Source organism: Nonomuraea longispora, assembly GCF_004348345.1.
GTDB lineage: Bacteria > Actinomycetota > Actinomycetes > Streptosporangiales > Streptosporangiaceae > Nonomuraea > Nonomuraea longispora.
On sequence record NZ_SMJZ01000020.1, the window covers coordinates 45,897 to 62,039 of the forward strand.

Genomic DNA, 16,143 nt, shown 5'->3' on the forward strand with positions numbered 1-16,143 from the left:
CCGGCATGCGAGATCCCGTCACCGTGACGACCTGCGCCGACGGACCCCTGCTCCTCAGGGGCGACTTCGAGCTGCTCACCCAGGACGGCGAGCCCATCGACGCCGGCCGGACGACGGTCGCCCTGTGCCGCTGCGGTCTGTCCTCGGTCAAGCCGTTCTGCGACGGCTCGCACAAGGTCGGCAATTTCCGGGCCGCGAGCGAGCCCGACCCGCCGCCGTAGCGTGCGCACGGAGTGGGCGGCCCGCCTGATCCGGCCGCCCGCGTACGGCACGCCGCCGGTCAGCGCGGCCCCGAGCGCCAGCCAGCTGCACACGGCCCGCTCCAGCACCCACGCGGGTGCGGCCAGCGACGTCGTCGCGGGGAACACCCGGCGCCCGCCCGCGCGCCGCCGTCCCGCCTCGGCCACGCCCACGGCCAGCACGGCCAGCGCCGCGCCCGCCGGCAGCCTGTGGGGGCGCCGGAGCCCGCCCAGGGCGGGCAGGACCGACAGGAAGGCGGCCATCCGTACGGGCTGTGCGAGGTCGTCGTACGCCTGGCGGACGCGCTGCGACCAGAACCGGCGCGCGTCGCACGGGAGCCGGCGGACGTACAGGCCGGGGGCGCGCAGCTCGCGGCCTCCATGAGCGCGCACGGTGCGGATGAGCTCCAGATTCTCGAACAGAACATCGCCGTCGTAACCGCCCATCCGCACGAAAAGACCGCGCCGTACGCCGAAGGTGCCCGGATAGTCGGCTCCGAAGGCGCGGTTGAGCAGCGTGCGGGCGGTGTCCCAGCGGGCGTGCCAGGGCAGCGGGTCGAAGTAGTTCTGCGGCCTCACCAGGTCGGCGCGGGCCAGCAGGTCGTGCACCGCGGCCAGGGCGGGCAGGTCGTAGCGCACGTCGTCGTCGGCGATCACGACGCGCTCCCCCTCGGCCAGGAGCAGGCCGGTCGTGACGCCCGTGACCTTGCCGTTGGCGAAGCGCAGCCCGGCCGCCGGGCGCACATGCCGGGCCAGGCCGCGCCACCGGTCGGCGTGGCGGGCGAAGAGGTCGCCGGGGCTGCCGTCCACGACGATCACCCGCACGTGCCGGGTGAGCCGGGCCAGGTAGCCGGTCAGCTCGTCGAGCCCGTCGTCGTCGTTCCAGCGCAGCGGGAGCACGTAGTCGAGGTCGAGATCGGTGCTCACGCCGGGACCCGCTCCTCGATCAGCGAGCCCGTCCCGCGCCGCCAGCAGCCGAGGACGTGCTCGGCCCACCGTCGTTCGAGCTCCAGCACGCACGCGGCGCCGTACAGGATGTCGCACGTCAGCTCGGGGTGGGCGGCCGCGAAGCCGCCGCACATGTCGTGGGCCGCGATCTGCTCGTGGACGGCGTCGGCCTGCACGTGCTCGTCGTAGAAGCGGGCGGTGTCCTCGTCGGCGCCGAGCCGGCGCAGGCCCGTGGCGCAGCGGCGGCTGGGCAGCGACGAGGTCATCTCGATCGCCGCCAGGTGGCCGAGCAACGCCCCGCGCAGCCGCCTGTGGAGCCCGAACAGCGACATCACGTTGGACAGGGCCAGCGTGATGCCGGGGACGCGGTGCAGGTAGGCGCCGTAGGAGTCGTCCAGGCCGAGGCCTCGCATGGTGGCGCGGAACAACTCGGCGTGCATGCGCTCGTGCCTGCCCCCGCCGTACTCGTCGGCCTGGATCTCCACCAGGGCCGCCTTGGGCCCGCCGCTGAGCCGCGGGATGGCCCAGGTGTGCGGGTCGGCCTCCTTCAGGTGGTAGATCGACCGGTGGACGACGAACTCGCGGAAGGTCGGCAGGTCCGCGTCACGCTGCAGGTACGCGGCCACGGACGGCCCTTCGGCGGAGGAGGTCAGCGTGAACAACGCTTCCCGCACCTCGCGCGGCGGCACCGGCTGCGGGCACGGCACGGCGGCCCGCAGAGCCTCCTCGAACCACCGTTCCAGCCCGGCCCTGAACCGCAGCAGCGCCGGATCCCACTCCCACCGGTCGTCCACCTCGTCGAACCCCTGGTAGTGCAGTTCGTAGCAGGCGAACAGGGCGAGCTGGAGGTCGTCGTCGTCCAGCCCGCCCGCCACGCCCACGACAGGGAACGGCGCCCCCGGAGCGCCGCAAAGCCGCTCGAACAGCACTGACGTGATCGAACCACGAGCAGATGGCAGCCGCATCAGGCACCCCCGCAACAGCACTCGCAGAACAAGGAGTCGTCAGCAGTCAACCGGCACCCCCGCGTTCCCCGTGCTCCCCGCGACTCAAACAGGGGGGCTGCCCGTGGCCCGGTGCGCTAAACGCTGACCTCCACGCGGCCCCGGGCCACCCGTACGGGATAGACGGGCACCGTGACCGCGCCCTCCACCGCGCCCTCCGCCGCGCCCTCCACTGGGTCCTCCACTGGGTCCTCGTCGAGGCACCTCCCGGACACCAGGGAGAACACCTGCTTGTGCAGCGGCGAGGCGACGGTCGGCTCGCCCTTCCTGGTGCCTACGATGCCGCGGGAGAGCACGTACGCCCCGCTGAACGGGTCGCGGTTGGCCAGCGCGTGCAGGGCGCCGTCGTGGGTGCGGAAGACGGCCACCTGCACGTCCCCGACGAGGGCGCAGACGCCGCGTTCCGGCAGCAGGGCGTCGTAGTCGCAGACCGGCGTCCAGCTCTTCACGCCATCACCGGCCTGATCTGGCCGCGCTCACTGCCGAACACGATCGACGGGTCGGGCACGCCGGGCGCGTTCACGAAGCTGACGAACCTGCTGATTTTGTCCGGGTCGTCGAGCGTGGCCTGCCATTCGTCGGCGTACGTGGCGATGTGATGCTCCATCTGGGCGTCGAGGTCGGCGCAGAGGCCGAGCGTGTCTTCCATGATCACCTCGCGTAGGTGGTCGAGGCCGCCGTCCAGCGACTCGATCCAGGCGGCGGTCCGCTGCAGCCGGTCGGCGGTGCGGATGTAGAACATGAGGTAACGGTCGATGGTCCTGATCAGCTCGTCGGTGGTCAGGTCCTTGGCGAGCAGGTCGGCGTGGCGGGGCCGGAAGCCGCCGTTGCCGCCGACGTAGAGGTTCCAGCCCTGCTCGGTGGCGATGACGCCGAAGTCCTTCGACCTGGCCTCCGCGCACTCGCGGGCGCAGCCGGAGACGGCCGACTTGATCTTGTGCGGGGAGCGCAGCCCCCGGTAGCGCAGCTCCAGGGCGATGGCCATGCCCACGGAGTCCTGCACGCCGTAGCGGCACCAGGTCGAGCCCACGCACGACTTCACCGTGCGCAGCGCCTTGCCGTACGCGTGGCCCGACTCGAACCCGGCGTCGACCAGCCGGCGCCAGATCTCCGGCAGCTGCTCGATCCTGGCTCCCAGCAGGTCGATGCGCTGCCCGCCGGTGATCTTCGTGTAGAGGCCGAAGTCGCGGGCCACCTCGCCGATCACGATCAGCTTGTCGGGCGTGATCTCGCCGCCGGGGATCCGCGGCACGACCGAGTACGTGCCGTTCTTCTGGATGTTGGCGAGGAACGCGTCGTTGGTGTCCTGCAGCGCGGCCCGCTCGCCCTCCAGCACGTGCCCGTTGTGCAGGGAGGCCAGGATCGAGGCCACGGCCGGCTTGCAGATGTCGCAGCCCCTGCCCTGCCCGTGCTCGGTGATGAGCTGGGAGAACGTGGTGATCTCGCGGACGCGTACGATGTCGAACAGCTCGGCCCGCGAGTACGTGAAGTGCTCGCACAGGCTCTTGCCGACCTCGACGCCCGCCTTCTCCAGCAGCTGTTTGAGCATCGGCACGCAACTGCCGCAGGTCGTGCCCGCCCTGGTGCAAGCCTTGAGGCCGGGCACGTCGGCGGCGCGGCCCGAGGCGATGGCGGTGCGGATGCCGCCCGCGCACACGTTGTTGCACGAGCACACCTGCGCGTCGTCGGGCAGGTCGAGGTCCGCCGCCCCCGCCCCGGTGAACAGCAGGTCGGACGGAGGGGCGGGCAGCGGCCTGCCGACGTACGGCCGCAACGTCGTGTACGGCGAGGCGTCGCCCACGCAGATGCCGCCGAGCAGCGTCCGGGCGTCGTCGCTGATGAACAACTTCTTGTAGACGCCGGCCACCGGGTCCATGTAGGTGACGTCGAGCGCGCCGTCCATCGCCCCGAACTGCGCCACCTCGACGCCCAGCAGCTTGAGCTTCGTCGACAGGTCGGCGCCCTCGAACGCCGCGCTGCCGCCCATGACCTGCTCGGCCGCCACCTCGGCCATCGTGTTGCACGGCCCGGCGAGCCCGTAGACCATGCCGCCGGCCAGCGCGCACTCGCCGACGGCGTAGATGGAGGGATCGGAGGTGCGCATCGCGGAGTCGACCACGATGCCGCCGCGCTCGCCCACCGCCAGCCCGGCCGACCTGGCCAGCTCGTCGCGCGGCCTGATGCCCGCGGAGAACACCACGACCTGCGCGTCGAGCAGGCTGCCGTCGGGCTTGCGCAGCCCGGTGACCCGGCCCTGGGCGTCGGTGACGATCTCCTGGACGCCCGCGCCCGCGTGCACGCTCAGCCCGAGCCCCTCGATGCGGGACTTCAGCACCGAGCCGCCGCCCTCGTCCACCTGCCGGGGCATCAGCCAGGGGCTCATCTCGACGATGTGCGTTCTGAGCCCGAGCGACCGCAGCGCGTCGGCGGCCTCCAGCCCGAGCAGGCCGCCGCCGACGACGACGCCCTCGGCGGCGTCCTTGGCGGCCACCCTGATGGCGTCGAGGTTCTCGATGGTGCGGTAGACGAAGGCCTGCCCGGCCCCCGGCACCGGCGGCACGAACGGCGCGGAGCCGGTGGCCAGCACGAGCACGTCGTACGGCTCGGCGCCGCCGTCCTCGGTGACGACGTGCCCGGCCCTCCGGTCGATCGCGGTGACACGGGTGTTCAGCCTGGTCACGACTCCGCCGGGAACGGGGTAGGTGAGGTCCTCCGCGGTCGTGCCCGACAGGTACGAGGTCAGCGCCACCCGGTCGTAGGCCGGGCGCGGCTCCTCCCCGATCACGGTGATCCGGCCGTCGAAGCCCCTGGCCGTGAGCGTCTCCACGAACCGGTGCGCGGCCGGCCCGTACCCCACGACGACGATTCTGCTCATACCGAAACCCCTTCCTGCTCGCACAGCCAGTCGACGATGCCCTCCACGGCGTCGCGGCAGGTGCCGCATCCGGTGGTGGCCCGGGTCGCCGCCGTCACCGCGGCCACGTCCCGCGCTCCCGCCTCCCAGCACGCCCTGATCTGGCCCTTGGTCACGTTGTTGCACTGGCAGACCTTGGCCGCGTCCGGCATCAGCGTCGGGCTGTCGGCGACCGGCGTCGCCGACGATCCCGGGAACAGCAGGCCGGCCCGGTCGCCGGGCACCGGCCCACCGCGGTCGTAGAGCTGGGTGAGCGTGCCGACCACGTCGCTCTCGCCCAGCAGGATCGCGCCGACCAACCGGCCGTCGCGGATCACGAGCTTGCGGTAGGTGCCACGGGCCCGGTGGCTGAACCGCACCACCTCGGCGTGCTCCTCGCCGAGCTGGGTCTCGCCCATCGCGGCCAGCTCGACGCTCCTGGCCTTGAGCCGGGTGACCAGCCGGGAGCCGCGGTAGCGGGCCTTGCCGCCGGCGATGACGTCGGCGGCCACGGCGGCCTGCTCCCAGGCCGGAGCGACCAGGCCGTACACGGTGCCGTCGTGCTCGGCGCACTCGCCGATCGCGAAGATCGACGGATCGTCGGTACGCAGCTCGTCGTCCACGACCACCCCGCGCCGCACTCGCAGGCCCGCCCGCTCGGCCGGCCAGGTCACCGGGCGCACGCCGCAGGCCAGCACCACCAGGTCGCCCTCGACCAGCTCGCCGCCGGCCAGCCGGACGCCGTCCTCCAGCACCGCCTCGGCGCTGACCCCCGTGCGGATCTCCACGCCCAGCCCGGCCAGCGTCTCGCCGAGCACCTCACCGGCCTCCACGTCGAGCTGGCGCTCCATGAGGTGGCCCGCCAGATGCAGCAGCGTCACCGGCAGGCCGCGCCCGGCCAGCCCGCGGGCGGCCTCGACGCCGAGCAGGCCGCCGCCGACGACCACGGCCCTGCGGGCGTGCCCCGCGGCGGCCACGATGCGCTCGCAGTCGCCCAGCGTGCGGAACGGGATGGCCCGCTCCACGCCGGGGATCGGCGGCACGATCGCGTCGCTGCCGGTGGCGAGGACCAGCAGGTCGTACGGCTCGCGCCGCCCGCAGGCGGTCACCACGTGCCCGCCCTCCCTGTCGATCCCGGTGACCGTGGCGCCGAGGACCGCCTCCACGTCGTGCGCCTCGTACCAGGAGGCGTCCACCAGCCGTACCTGTTCCGGCCGCGAACTGCCGGCCAGCACGTTGGACAGCAGCACCCGGTTGTACGGCCGGCACGGCTCCGCGCCGAACACCGCGATCCTCATGTGGGGATCACGGGCGCGCACCTCGCTGACCAGCCGCGACCCGGCCATCCCGTTGCCCACGACGACGAGTCTCATGAGTCCCTCTCCACTCTGACCGCGCAGACCTTGAACTCCGGCATCCTTGACACCGGGTCGAGGGCCGGATTGGTGAGCCGGTTGGCGCCCTCCCAGTGGAAGGGCATGAACACGGTGTCGCGCCTGATGGCGTCGCTGATCCTGGCCACGGCCCTGGCCTCGCCCCGCCGGCTGCTGACCCGCACGACGTCCCCCTGCGCTATGCCGAGCTGTTCGGCCAGGTCGGGATGGAGCTCGGCGTACGGCTCGGGAGCGGCCCGCACGAGCGGCGCTATCCTGCGCGTCTGCGCGCCGCTCTGGTACTGCGCGAGCACCCGGCCGGTCGTCAGGTGCACGGGATAGTCGTCGTCGGTCTCCTCGGCCGGCGGCCGGTGCTGGACGGGCACGAACCTGGCCCGGCCGTCCGGCGTGGCGAAGGAGTCGAGGAACGGCCGCGGCGTGCCCGGGTGATCGGCCGACGGGCACGGCCAGAACACCCCGGTCTCGCCGGCGATGCGCTCGTACGTGATGCCGGAGTAGTCGGCGAGCCCGCCGGCGCTGGCCCGGCGAAGCTCGTCGAACACGGCGGCCGGCTCGCTGTCGAAGTGGTGGCCGAGCCGCCCGGCGAGCCCAGCGATGACGTCCAGGTCGCTGCGCACGCCCGGGGGCGGGTCGACGGCGCGGCGGCGCAGCAGTACGCGCCCTTCGAGGTTCGTCATGGTGCCGCTCTCCTCGGCCCACTGCGTGACCGGGAACACCACGTCGGCCAGCGCCGCCGTCTCGGACATGACGACGTCGCAGGCCACGAGCAGGTCGAGGGCGCCGATGCGCTCGGCCACGTGCTCGGCCGCCGGCGCCGAGACGACCGGGTTGGAGCCGAACAGCAGCAGCGCGCGCGGCCCCCGCGGGGTGCCGAGCGCGTCCAGCAGCTCGTACGCCGAGCGCCCCGGCCCCGGCAGGTCACCGGGGCGCACCCCCCACACGGCGGCCACGTGCTCGCGGGCCGCCGGGTCGTCGATGCTGCGGTAGCCGGGCAGCTGGTCGGCCTTCTGCCCGTGCTCGCGCCCGCCCTGCCCGTTGCCCTGCCCGGTCACGCACCCGTACCCGGAGCCGTGCCTGCCGGGCAGGCCCAGCGTCAGGGCCAGGTTGACGAACGCGCTCACCGTGTCGGTGCCTTTGGCGTGCTGCTCGACGCCGCGCCCCGTCAGGACGTAGGCGCTGCCGGCGGCCGCCAGCGCCCTGGCCGCGTGCCGCATGTGGTGGACCGGCACGCCGGTGATCCGTTCGACCCGCTCGGGCCACCAGCCGGCCAGCGACGTGCGCAGATCCTCGAACCCGGTGGTCCGCGCGGCGACGTACTCCTCGTCCACGAGCTCGTCGGCGAGGATCAGGTGTGTCATCCCGAGGGCGAGCGCCAGGTCGGTGCCGGGCGCGGGCTGCAGGTGCAGCCAGGCCTCCTTGGCCGTCCTCGTCCGCCGCGGGTCGATGACGATCAGCCGCGCCCCTGACAGGTGCCGCAGGAACGGCGGCATGGTCTCGGCCACGTTCAGCCCGGCGAGCAGCACCACGTCGGCCCCGGTCAGATCGGTGACCGGGAACGGCATCCCACGGTCCATGCCGAACGCCCTGGTGGAGGCGGCCGCCGCCGACGACATGCAGAAGCGGCCGTTGTAGTCGATCTGGCCGGTCCCGAGCGCGACTCTGGCGAACTTGCCCAGCGCGTACGCCTTCTCGTTGGTCAGCCCTCCGCCGCCGAACACGGCCACGGCGTCGGGGCCGTGTTCGGCGCGTATGCCGGACAGCCGGCCGGCCACGTGGTCGAGCGCGACCTCCCATGCGACTGGCTCGCCGTGCAGGAGCGGGGTGGTCAGGCGTTCGCCGTTGGTGAGCAGTTCGGCCGCCGTCCACCCTTTCTGGCACAGCGCGCCGGAGGCGTTGGCCGGGATGTCGGTCCTGGGGGCGATGGACAGCTCGCGGCCGAGCTCCATGCCGCACTGCAACGCGCAGTACGGGCAGTGCGTCCTCGTCGCGTCAGACCCGGACATGGGCGAGACTCCCGATCGCGGAGACGCCGACCTTGCGCATGTAGCACCACCAGGTCAGAGCGCCGCAGCACACGTAGAAGGCGCCGAAGGCGAGGAACGCCGGGGCAGGGCCGCCGGCCGCGGCGAACGACATCCCGAACGCCCGGTTGATCAGGAACCCGCCGAGCGCGCCGACGGCCGAGATGATGCCGATGGCGGCCGAGGCCTGGCGTTTGCCGTACAGCAGGGCCTCCTCGCCCTCACCGCGCTCGGCCACCGCCTTGGCCTGGAAGATGGCCGGGATCATGCGGTACGTGGAGCCGTTGCCGATGCCGGAGGTCAGGAACAACGTCTGGAAGGCCAGGAAGAACAGCCAGAAGCCGCCCGACGCGCCGGCCTGCCACACCAGCAGCACCCCGCCGCCCATCGCGGCGAAGTTCCACAACGTGACGGGTGCGCCGCCGAACCGGTCGGCCAGCCAGCCGCCGACCGGCCTGACCAGCGAACCGATCAGCGGCCCCGCGAAGGCCACCGCGGCGTACGGGGCGTCGGCGAACAGGCTCGCGCTCAACAGCGGGAAGGCCGTGGAGTAGCCGATGAACGAGCCGAACGTGCCGACGTACAGGAACGACATGATCCAGGTCTGGGCCCTGCCGGCGACGGCGAGCTGCTCGCGGGGTCTGGCCCTGGCGCTGGTGAGGTTGTCCATGAAGAACCAGGCGCAGACGGCGGACACGACGATGAGCGGGATCCAGAACCATCCCGCGGCGGCCAGCCCGAACGAGCCGATCACCAGCGGCATGACGAGCTGGACGGAGCTGACGCCGATGTTGCCGCCCGCCGCGTTCAGCCCGAGCGCGACGCCCTGCTTGTCGCGCGGGTAGAAGTAGGTGATGTTGGCCATGCTGGAGGCGAAGTTCCCGCCGCCGACCCCGGCCAGGGCCGCGATGACCAGGAAGAGCCAGTACGGCGTGCCCGGGTCGCTGACCGCCACGCCGAGCAGCGCCGCCGGGATGAGCAGCAGCAGGGCGCTGACCACGGTGAACGTCCGCCCGCCGAACCTCGCGGGGCCGAACGTGTAGGGGACGCGCAACACCGAGCCGATCAGGTTGGGCAGCGCGACCAGCCAGAACAGCTGGTCGGTGGAGAACTCGTACGAGCCCATCCGCGTGGCGACGATGCTCCACAACGTCCACACGGTGAAGCCGAGGTGCTCGGCGACGATCGAGAAGATCAGGTTGCGCCGCGCGACCCGTCTGCCTGATCTCGCCCAGAAGGCTGGGTCATCGGGGTGCCAGTCGGCGATCCAGCGCGCCATCGGCCTCTCCTACGCTCGGCGTCCGGGATCACCAAGCTAGGAAGGGCGCGTTACGCACGTTGACGGTCCGTGGCCGTGCGTTCGTTACGGGTGACGCACTGCGGTAACAAGCCACGCACATGTGTCACGGCGGAAACATGCCGGAAATGATCGCTTATCACGTCCCCCTCCGGGTAACAGCACTCCAGCAAGGGGGGAGAAAAATGATCAAGAAGCTTCATCATATGGGGATCAAGTCAGGTCACATGTACACCGCGGGGGTGGCGTCGATCGCCATGTCCTTCGCGACCTGGCTCATGTCGAAGAAGATGGAGGCGGCGGGCATCGACCGGGCCGACCGCTGGGGGATCTTCATCGGCGAGTGGGCGCCGTCGTTCTTCGCGCTCGGCGTGGCGCTCCGCATCGAGGAGACCCACCGCGAGCTCGAAGGCCCAGAGTCCGAGATGTACGACCAGGCGGACACCCGCGCGAGGGCGCACGCCGGCGTGTGAGGCGGAGGTCACGCAGGTCACGCACACTCCGTGACCTGCGTGGCCGCGCCCTCCTCAGTAGGGGCCGCTCAGGAGGGCCGGTCCGCCAGGCGCCGCAGCGGGGCGTCGCTCAGGCGGTAGTGCGGCCACTCCTCCTGGCGTACGGCGCCGAGGTTCTCGTAGAAGCCGATGGCCGGCTCGTTCCAGTCGAGCACCGCCCATTCGAGCCGCTCGTAACCGCGTTCGGCGCAGATCCTGGCCAGCTCGCCCACCAGTGCCCGGCCGTGGCCGCCGCCCCGGTGCCCGGGGCGTACGTACAGATCCTCCATGTAGATGCCGTGCACGCCCTTCCACGTCGAGAAGGTCAGGAACCACAGGGCGAACCCGGCGACCTCGCCGTCGTGCTCGGCGATGTGCGCGAACACGGCTGGCGCGTCGCCGAACAGCGCCGCGCGCAGCTGCTCCTCGGTCACCCGCACCTCGTGCTCGGCCTTCTCGTACGTGGCGAGCTCACGGATCAGGGTGGCGATGACGGGCACGTCGGCGGGCGTGGCGGGGCGAATCATGAGTGTCAGCGTAGCGAGGGGTCACCGGTGGCCCATGCTCGCGTCCTGCCATGCGGCCGCCATACGGGACACTGGATCACAGGCACCCGCAAACGGAGGACGCTACATGGAACACCGCGTGTTGGGACGTACCGGTCGGCAGGTCGGCGTGGTCGGCCTCGGCGCATGGCAGCTCGGCGCCGACTGGGGCGAGGTCAGCGAGGAGGAGGCCCGCGCGACCCTCGAGGCGGCCGTGGACGGTGGTGTCACGTTCATCGACACCGCGGACGTCTACGGCGACGGGCGCAGCGAGCAGATCGTCGGCCGTTTCGTCAAGGATCGTCCCGGGCTGACCGTGGCCACCAAGATGGGGCGGCGGGTGGAGCAGGTCCCCGCCAACTACGTGCTGTCCAACTTCCGCGCCTGGAACGACCGCTCCCGCCGCAACCTGGGCGTCGACACGCTCGACCTGGTGCAGCTGCACTGCCCACCGACGCCCGTCTACTCGACGGACGCCGTGTTCGACGCCCTCGACACGCTGGTGGCCGAGAAGAGGATCGCCGCGTACGGCGTGAGCGTCGAGACCTGTGAGGAGGCGCTGACCGCGATCGCCAGGCCGGGCGTGGCGACGGTGCAGATCATCCTCAACGCCTTCCGGCTCAAGCCGCTGGAGCGGGTGCTGCCGGCCGCCCGCGCCGCCGGGGTGGGCATCATCGCCCGCGTCCCGCTGGCCAGCGGCCTGCTGTCGGGCCGCTACGACGAGCACACCACCTTCTCCCCCGACGACCACCGCGCGTTCAACCGGCACGGGGAGGCGTTCGACGTCGGCGAGACCTTCTCGGGCGTCGACTTCGCCACCGGCCTGGAGTCGGTGCGCCGCCTGGCTCCGCTGGTGCCGCCGGGTGCGAGCATGGCCCAGTTCGCGCTGCGCTGGATCCTCGACCAGGAGGGCGTCTCGGTGGTCATCCCCGGCGCCCGCAACCCGGGCCAGGCCACCGCGAACGCCGCCGCCTCGGACCTGCCCCCGCTGGACGCCGCGACGCTGGAGGCCGTGCGCGCCGTCTACGACGACCTGATCCGTCCTCAGGTCCACCACCGCTGGTAGGCGCCTGGCCGTACGAGGTGGTGGAGGCGCTTCCAAGTCCGCGCCCCCGAAACTGTCGGTCGTATCGGGCAGAATCGTCGGCATCATGATCTCTCCTTTCAACGCCGTGCGATCGCCCGCGGGCGACATCGTGGTCTTCTATGTCGGCGCCGAGCCGCGCCTGACGGCCGAGCAGGCCCTCGCCTTCGCCGACCAGCTCCGCACCCTGGCCGCCGAGCCCCACGCCACGCCTACCGGCCTGCCGGGGCGGCGGCACGCGGCCGCATGACGCCCCGGCCTCACGCACGACCGTCCGCGCCGCCCCGGGCGCGCGGACGGTTCACGGCCCTATGGTGAATGTGCGCGCCTTCTTCGCACGCTCGGTAAGAGCGCTTTCCACATCCGCCTGAGACTCCGCCGGCACCGGCTAACTTTTGTTCCAGAGGTCCGGGCTTTCCGGTGGTTCATCGTCGCGGACCTCTTCCGGCCGTTCCGCATTTCGCTCCGGTTCGGAGTCGGAATGACCGGGCCGCCCGGCCTGCCTGACGTGTTCGGCCAGTTCGCGGAACACGTGGCCGTTTTCCTTCCTGACGGCGTCCTGGGCGGCGGCCAGCCGCCTCACCAGCTCCTCCTGAGCGATGGCCGTCTGCTCCGCCAGTTGTTCGTGCACGTTCTCCATGCGTCTGCCGGCCGCGTCGAGCATTTCGGCGAAGCGCCCGAAGTCGAAGCCGGGTGTCACCGGTCGCGCCTGCTCCACCTGGGCCAGCAGCGACGACAGGCGCGCTCCCCACTGTTCGACGCTGTCGTGATAGCCGTTGACGACGCCGGCCACACTCTCGTCCCAGCCGCCGTCGCCGACGTGACCTTGCAGTTCTTCCGCCGCCTGCGTGCGGACTTCCAGGGCTTGTATTTCCGAATAGATTGCGTCCTTGAACTCCTCATGGTTGGGCATGGGCTTCCTTCCCCTGTGTCCAGGAATCTATGACCGGAGGCCGACCTCCCCACTATCGACGCGAACCGGCGCTGCCGAAAGCCTCGCCTCCAATGTTTTCCCGGCGGTTGCCCGGCTGGTTCACCAGTGGCCACACACCACCCCAGGATCCACATGCGCCGGGATAACGGGCCGCGTACATTCCACCTTTCTGCAGCGGGCGCCCGAATTGGTGAGTGCTCTTTTCCGGAGATAATGCTCAGCCGGGGACGAGGGCGCGGCCGGTGGGGGTGTCCCGGCCGGCGCAGCCGGCCACGTGCCCCTGGAAGAGCACGGTCCTGCCGTGCCTGCCCGGCCCCGGGCCGAGATCGATGAGCCAGTCGGCCTGGCGGATGACGTCAAGGTCGTGCTCGACGACGAGGACGGTGTTGCCGCTGCCGCGCAGCCGTACCAGGATTCTGATCATCGACTCCACGTCGGTGGGGTGCAGTCCCACGCTCGGTTCGTCGCCGACGTAGGTCATTTCGGTGAGGCCGGAGCCGGGGCGCCTGCGTACGGCCTCGTCCCAGCTCAGCACGGTGAGGTTCGCAGCGGAATAACGCGGCCGTTCCACCATGCCCGGACCGTAGCAGGGGCTCAATCTCATGCAAACGGTTGCCGCCCTCATCCTGGCCCGATGTGGCCCGCACCCCTGGATCACTGCAACGGGTTGGCCTAGCATCCGGGGTGTCCCGAGCAGGCAGGGAGCCGCCCCATGTTGAGCCGCCGTAACGCCATGCGCGCCATGGCGATGTCCGCCCTCGCCGTCCCGGTCCTCGACGCGCGTGCCGTGCACGCCGCGCCCGATCCGTGGGCGCGGGCGAACCACATCGTGGCCAGGGTGCGCGGGCCGAGGTTCCCGCGACGCCGGTTCGACATCAGAGGCTTCGGCGCGGTCGGAGACGGGGTTACGGACTGCACGAAAGCCATCCGTGCCGCCATCAGGGCCTGCCACGCGGCCGGCGGCGGGCACGTGGACGTGCCGGAAGGACGGTTCCTGACCGGTGCCGTCCACCTGCTGGGCAACGTCGACCTGCACGTGGCCGCGGGCGCCAGGCTGCTGTTCAGCACCGACCCGCAGGCGTACCTCCCGCTGGTGCTGACCCGGTTCGAGGGCGTCGAGCTCTACAATTACTCCCCCCTGATCTACGCGTACGGCCAGCGGAACGTCGCCGTGACCGGGTCAGGCGTGCTCGACGGGCAGGCGGACCAGGATCACTGGTGGCCGTGGAAGGGTTCGGGCGACGACGGCTGGGAGCCGGGCGAGCCCCACCAGGCCGAGGCCAGGGCCGAGCTGTTCGCGCAGGCGGAGCGAGGCGTGCCGGTCAGGCGGCGCAGATACGGCGAGGGCGGCTACCTGCGCCCGTCCTTCGTTCAGCCCTACCGGTGCGACAACGTCCTCATCGAGGGCGTCGCCATCGTCAACTCACCGATGTGGGAGATCCACCCCACGCTGTCGCGGAACGTGCTCGTGCAGAACGTCACGGTCGAGTCGCACGGCCCCAACAACGACGGCTGCAACCCCGAGTCAAGCCGGATGGTGGTGATCCGCGACTGCACGTTCGACACGGGCGACGACTGCATCGCGATCAAATCGGGACGCAACGCCGACGGCCGCCGCGTGAACGTGCCCAGCGAGCACATCGTCGTCCAGAACTGCACCTTCCGTGACGGGCACGGCGGCATGACGATCGGCAGCGAGATGTCCGGCGGCGTACGCGAGGTCTTCATCAGGGACTGCGCGATGTCCAGCCCGAACCTCGACATCGCGCTGCGCTTCAAGACCAACTCCGTGCGCGGCGGGTTCATCGAGGGGTTCCACGCCAGAGACCTCGAGATCGGCCAGGTGGGCGGCTCCGTCATCGACGTCAACTTCCACTACGAGGAGGGGCCCGGCCACGGCTTCAACCCCGACGTGGGCGGGATCGACGTCCGGGACGTGACCGTACGGACCGCCAACCGGCCGCTCAACCTGCGCGGTTACGCCGACGCCCCGATCCGCGGGGTCACGCTGACCGACGTGGACTTCGGCGCCACCGCGACGCCGGTCGTGGTCGAGCACGTCGAGGACCTGGTGCTCAAGAACGTCACCGCCAACGGCGAACCACTGGTCGTGCCCTGACCGCGGGAACGAATCGTTTGCTCATTCGCTCTCATCGGTGGGCAACGCGCTCGCTCTGATAGCCAGCCGCACGACATCCAGTTCTAGCCGGCTGGCCCGCGTGTCCGGATGCTCCTCACCCAGCACCCGGCTCCGCGCCTCCAGCACCGCCCGGTGCTCGCGTTCGGCCTCCTCCAGCTTCCGCCGCACCGCCAGCACCCGCGCCACGTCGTACCGGCCGGCCAGCGTGTCCGGATGCTCCTCACCCAGCATCCGGCGGCGCACCTCGTACAACGTCCGGTTCTCGGCCTCAGCCTCCTCCAGTTTGCCCTGCACGCCCAGCACCCTCGCGAGGTTGTACCGGCTGGACAGCGTGTCCGGATGCTCCTCACCCAGTACCCGGCTCCGCGCCTCCAGCACCATCCGATGCATGGCCTCGGCCTGCTCGAAGTGCTGCGCCGCCGCCATCAGGAGGCCGGCGGTGTGCCGGTTCGCCAGCGTCTCGGGATGCTCGTTACCCAGCACCTGGGCGCGTACACGGGCCACCATCAGCATCTCCGTGGCGGCGATGTCCCACTCTCCGAGTTCCTCCATCACCTTCACCAGTGCGTCCCGGCATGCGAGGGTGTCCGGATGTTCCGGCCCCAGCGCCCGGGTGAGGGCGTCCACCTCTGCCTCGGCTGTCTTCAGGCTCAAGGACCCGGGCGCCGAGGCGGCGTCGGGCCCGTCCTCTCCCGCGGCACGCCGGTCGTCCGCAGCCCCGTCTCCGGAGGTCACAGCGCGCCAGGCACGCGTACAGGCGTACACCGCCGCCGGCGCGGTCAGCACGACCACGGCCAAGTAGCCCACTCCTGCACCCCTGCTGACCAGCACCGTCCCGCCCACCGCGCAGAGTGACGCCCCCACTGCTCCACCGGCCCACGCCAGCGCTTCACGTTTGTCACTCATCCTTCCACCATGACTCACCAAACGCTTCACCGGTGAGTTCTGCGCGGGGAAGTGGTCCACCCTCCGAAACGACAGAAGGGAGTGGTCCTCGTGGACCTGTACAGCGTCATGCCGGTGAGCGACCTCACGAAGGCACTGGAGTGGTTAGGGGTGTTCTTCGGACGCCCGGCGGACGAGGTCATCGGTGGGGAGCACCTGTGGCAGGTCGGGGAGAACGCATGGGTCGTCGTCGATGACCGGGCCGGGC

15 protein-coding genes are annotated in these 16,143 nt (G+C 71.3%); 5 read left to right on the plus strand and 10 right to left on the minus strand.

What is annotated here, in order from left to right; translation table 11 throughout:
• Positions 1-5 precede the first annotated feature (5 nt).
• The gene (locus E1267_RS47835; RefSeq protein WP_132331495.1) at positions 6-221 is read left to right on the plus strand and encodes a CDGSH iron-sulfur domain-containing protein; all 216 of its coding nucleotides are present in this window, start codon (positions 6-8) and stop codon (positions 219-221) included.
• Between the two features lie 941 nt (positions 222-1,162).
• Here E1267_RS47835 and E1267_RS08350 read toward each other — a convergent pair.
• The 6 genes from E1267_RS08350 to E1267_RS08375 all read right to left on the minus strand — a co-directional run bounded on the left by E1267_RS08350 (position 1,163) and on the right by E1267_RS08375 (position 9,778).
• Positions 1,163-2,116 carry an iron-containing redox enzyme family protein gene (locus tag E1267_RS08350; RefSeq protein WP_246063615.1) on the minus strand — a complete coding sequence of 318 codons (954 nt, stop codon included), beginning with the start codon at positions 2,114-2,116 and terminating at the stop codon, positions 1,163-1,165.
• A gap of 152 nt (positions 2,117-2,268) precedes the next feature.
• A complete protein-coding gene (gene nirD, locus E1267_RS08355) occupies positions 2,269-2,640 on the minus strand; it encodes a nitrite reductase small subunit NirD (RefSeq protein WP_132331464.1) in 372 nt (123 codons plus the stop codon).
• Complete coding sequence (gene nirB, locus E1267_RS08360; protein ID WP_132331466.1) at positions 2,637-5,066, minus strand: nitrite reductase large subunit NirB; 2,430 nt, start codon at positions 5,064-5,066, stop codon at positions 2,637-2,639. Before nirB ends, nirD begins: the two co-directional genes overlap by 4 nt.
• Positions 5,063-6,457 carry an FAD-dependent oxidoreductase gene (locus E1267_RS08365; protein WP_132331468.1) on the minus strand — a complete coding sequence of 465 codons (1,395 nt, stop codon included), beginning with the start codon at positions 6,455-6,457 and terminating at the stop codon, positions 5,063-5,065. The genes nirB and E1267_RS08365 overlap by 4 nt, the downstream gene beginning before the upstream one ends.
• Positions 6,454-8,481 carry a molybdopterin oxidoreductase family protein gene (locus E1267_RS08370; protein ID WP_132331470.1) on the minus strand — a complete coding sequence of 676 codons (2,028 nt, stop codon included), beginning with the start codon at positions 8,479-8,481 and terminating at the stop codon, positions 6,454-6,456. The genes E1267_RS08365 and E1267_RS08370 overlap by 4 nt, the downstream gene beginning before the upstream one ends.
• Positions 8,468-9,778, minus strand: a complete 1,311-nt coding sequence (locus E1267_RS08375) for an MFS transporter (RefSeq protein WP_132331472.1) — start codon at positions 9,776-9,778, stop codon at positions 8,468-8,470. Before E1267_RS08375 ends, E1267_RS08370 begins: the two co-directional genes overlap by 14 nt.
• A gap of 224 nt (positions 9,779-10,002) precedes the next feature.
• On the opposite strand from E1267_RS08375, the gene E1267_RS08380 reads away from it, so the two are divergent.
• On the plus strand, positions 10,003-10,269 hold the full coding sequence (locus E1267_RS08380; protein ID WP_236666919.1) for a hypothetical protein: 267 nt from the start codon (positions 10,003-10,005) through the stop codon (positions 10,267-10,269).
• A gap of 68 nt (positions 10,270-10,337) precedes the next feature.
• On the opposite strand, the gene E1267_RS08385 is transcribed toward E1267_RS08380, so the two are convergent.
• Positions 10,338-10,814, minus strand: coding sequence for a GNAT family N-acetyltransferase (locus E1267_RS08385; RefSeq protein ID WP_132331476.1), 477 nt, complete (start codon positions 10,812-10,814; stop codon positions 10,338-10,340).
• A 106-nt stretch (positions 10,815-10,920) separates the two neighbouring features.
• Here E1267_RS08385 and E1267_RS08390 point away from each other — a divergent pair, with 106 nt between their 5' ends.
• A complete protein-coding gene (locus E1267_RS08390) occupies positions 10,921-11,898 on the plus strand; it encodes an aldo/keto reductase (protein ID WP_132331478.1) in 978 nt (325 codons plus the stop codon).
• An 85-nt stretch (positions 11,899-11,983) separates the two neighbouring features.
• A complete protein-coding gene (locus tag E1267_RS08395) occupies positions 11,984-12,166 on the plus strand; it encodes a hypothetical protein (RefSeq protein WP_132331480.1) in 183 nt (60 codons plus the stop codon).
• Positions 12,167-12,304: 138 nt separating this feature from the next.
• Here the strand turns inward: E1267_RS08395 and E1267_RS08400 are convergent, their stop codons facing one another.
• Positions 12,305-12,829 (minus strand): hypothetical protein, encoded by a 525-nt coding sequence (locus tag E1267_RS08400; protein ID WP_132331482.1) that lies wholly within the window; start codon positions 12,827-12,829, stop codon positions 12,305-12,307.
• Between the two features lie 238 nt (positions 12,830-13,067).
• Positions 13,068-13,424, minus strand: a complete 357-nt coding sequence (locus E1267_RS08405) for a hypothetical protein (RefSeq protein ID WP_132331483.1) — start codon at positions 13,422-13,424, stop codon at positions 13,068-13,070.
• 138 nt (positions 13,425-13,562) lie between these two features.
• On the opposite strand from E1267_RS08405, the gene E1267_RS08410 reads away from it, so the two are divergent.
• Positions 13,563-14,969 carry a glycoside hydrolase family 28 protein gene (locus E1267_RS08410; protein ID WP_132331485.1) on the plus strand — a complete coding sequence of 469 codons (1,407 nt, stop codon included), beginning with the start codon at positions 13,563-13,565 and terminating at the stop codon, positions 14,967-14,969.
• 21 nt (positions 14,970-14,990) lie between these two features.
• Here the strand turns inward: E1267_RS08410 and E1267_RS08415 are convergent, their stop codons facing one another.
• Complete coding sequence (locus E1267_RS08415) at positions 14,991-15,896, minus strand: tetratricopeptide repeat protein (RefSeq protein ID WP_132331486.1); 906 nt, start codon at positions 15,894-15,896, stop codon at positions 14,991-14,993.
• Positions 15,897-16,143 lie beyond the last annotated feature (247 nt).

Coding starts and splice junctions, on each gene's coding strand:
- E1267_RS47835 (WP_132331495.1), top strand. CDS start 6: ATGCGAGATCCCGTCACCGTGACGACCTGCGCCGACGGACCCCTGCTC.
- nirB (WP_132331466.1), bottom strand. CDS start 5,066: ATGAGCAGAATCGTCGTCGTGGGGTACGGGCCGGCCGCGCACCGGTTC.
- E1267_RS08365 (WP_132331468.1), bottom strand. CDS start 6,457: ATGAGACTCGTCGTCGTGGGCAACGGGATGGCCGGGTCGCGGCTGGTC.
- E1267_RS08370 (WP_132331470.1), bottom strand. CDS start 8,481: ATGTCCGGGTCTGACGCGACGAGGACGCACTGCCCGTACTGCGCGTTG.
- E1267_RS08375 (WP_132331472.1), bottom strand. CDS start 9,778: ATGGCGCGCTGGATCGCCGACTGGCACCCCGATGACCCAGCCTTCTGG.
- E1267_RS08380 (WP_236666919.1), top strand. CDS start 10,003: ATGGGGATCAAGTCAGGTCACATGTACACCGCGGGGGTGGCGTCGATC.
- E1267_RS08385 (WP_132331476.1), bottom strand. CDS start 10,814: ATGATTCGCCCCGCCACGCCCGCCGACGTGCCCGTCATCGCCACCCTG.
- E1267_RS08390 (WP_132331478.1), top strand. CDS start 10,921: ATGGAACACCGCGTGTTGGGACGTACCGGTCGGCAGGTCGGCGTGGTC.
- E1267_RS08395 (WP_132331480.1), top strand. CDS start 11,984: ATGATCTCTCCTTTCAACGCCGTGCGATCGCCCGCGGGCGACATCGTG.
- E1267_RS08400 (WP_132331482.1), bottom strand. CDS start 12,829: ATGCCCAACCATGAGGAGTTCAAGGACGCAATCTATTCGGAAATACAA.
- E1267_RS08405 (WP_132331483.1), bottom strand. CDS start 13,424: ATGGTGGAACGGCCGCGTTATTCCGCTGCGAACCTCACCGTGCTGAGC.
- E1267_RS08410 (WP_132331485.1), top strand. CDS start 13,563: ATGTTGAGCCGCCGTAACGCCATGCGCGCCATGGCGATGTCCGCCCTC.
- E1267_RS08415 (WP_132331486.1), bottom strand. CDS start 15,896: ATGAGTGACAAACGTGAAGCGCTGGCGTGGGCCGGTGGAGCAGTGGGG.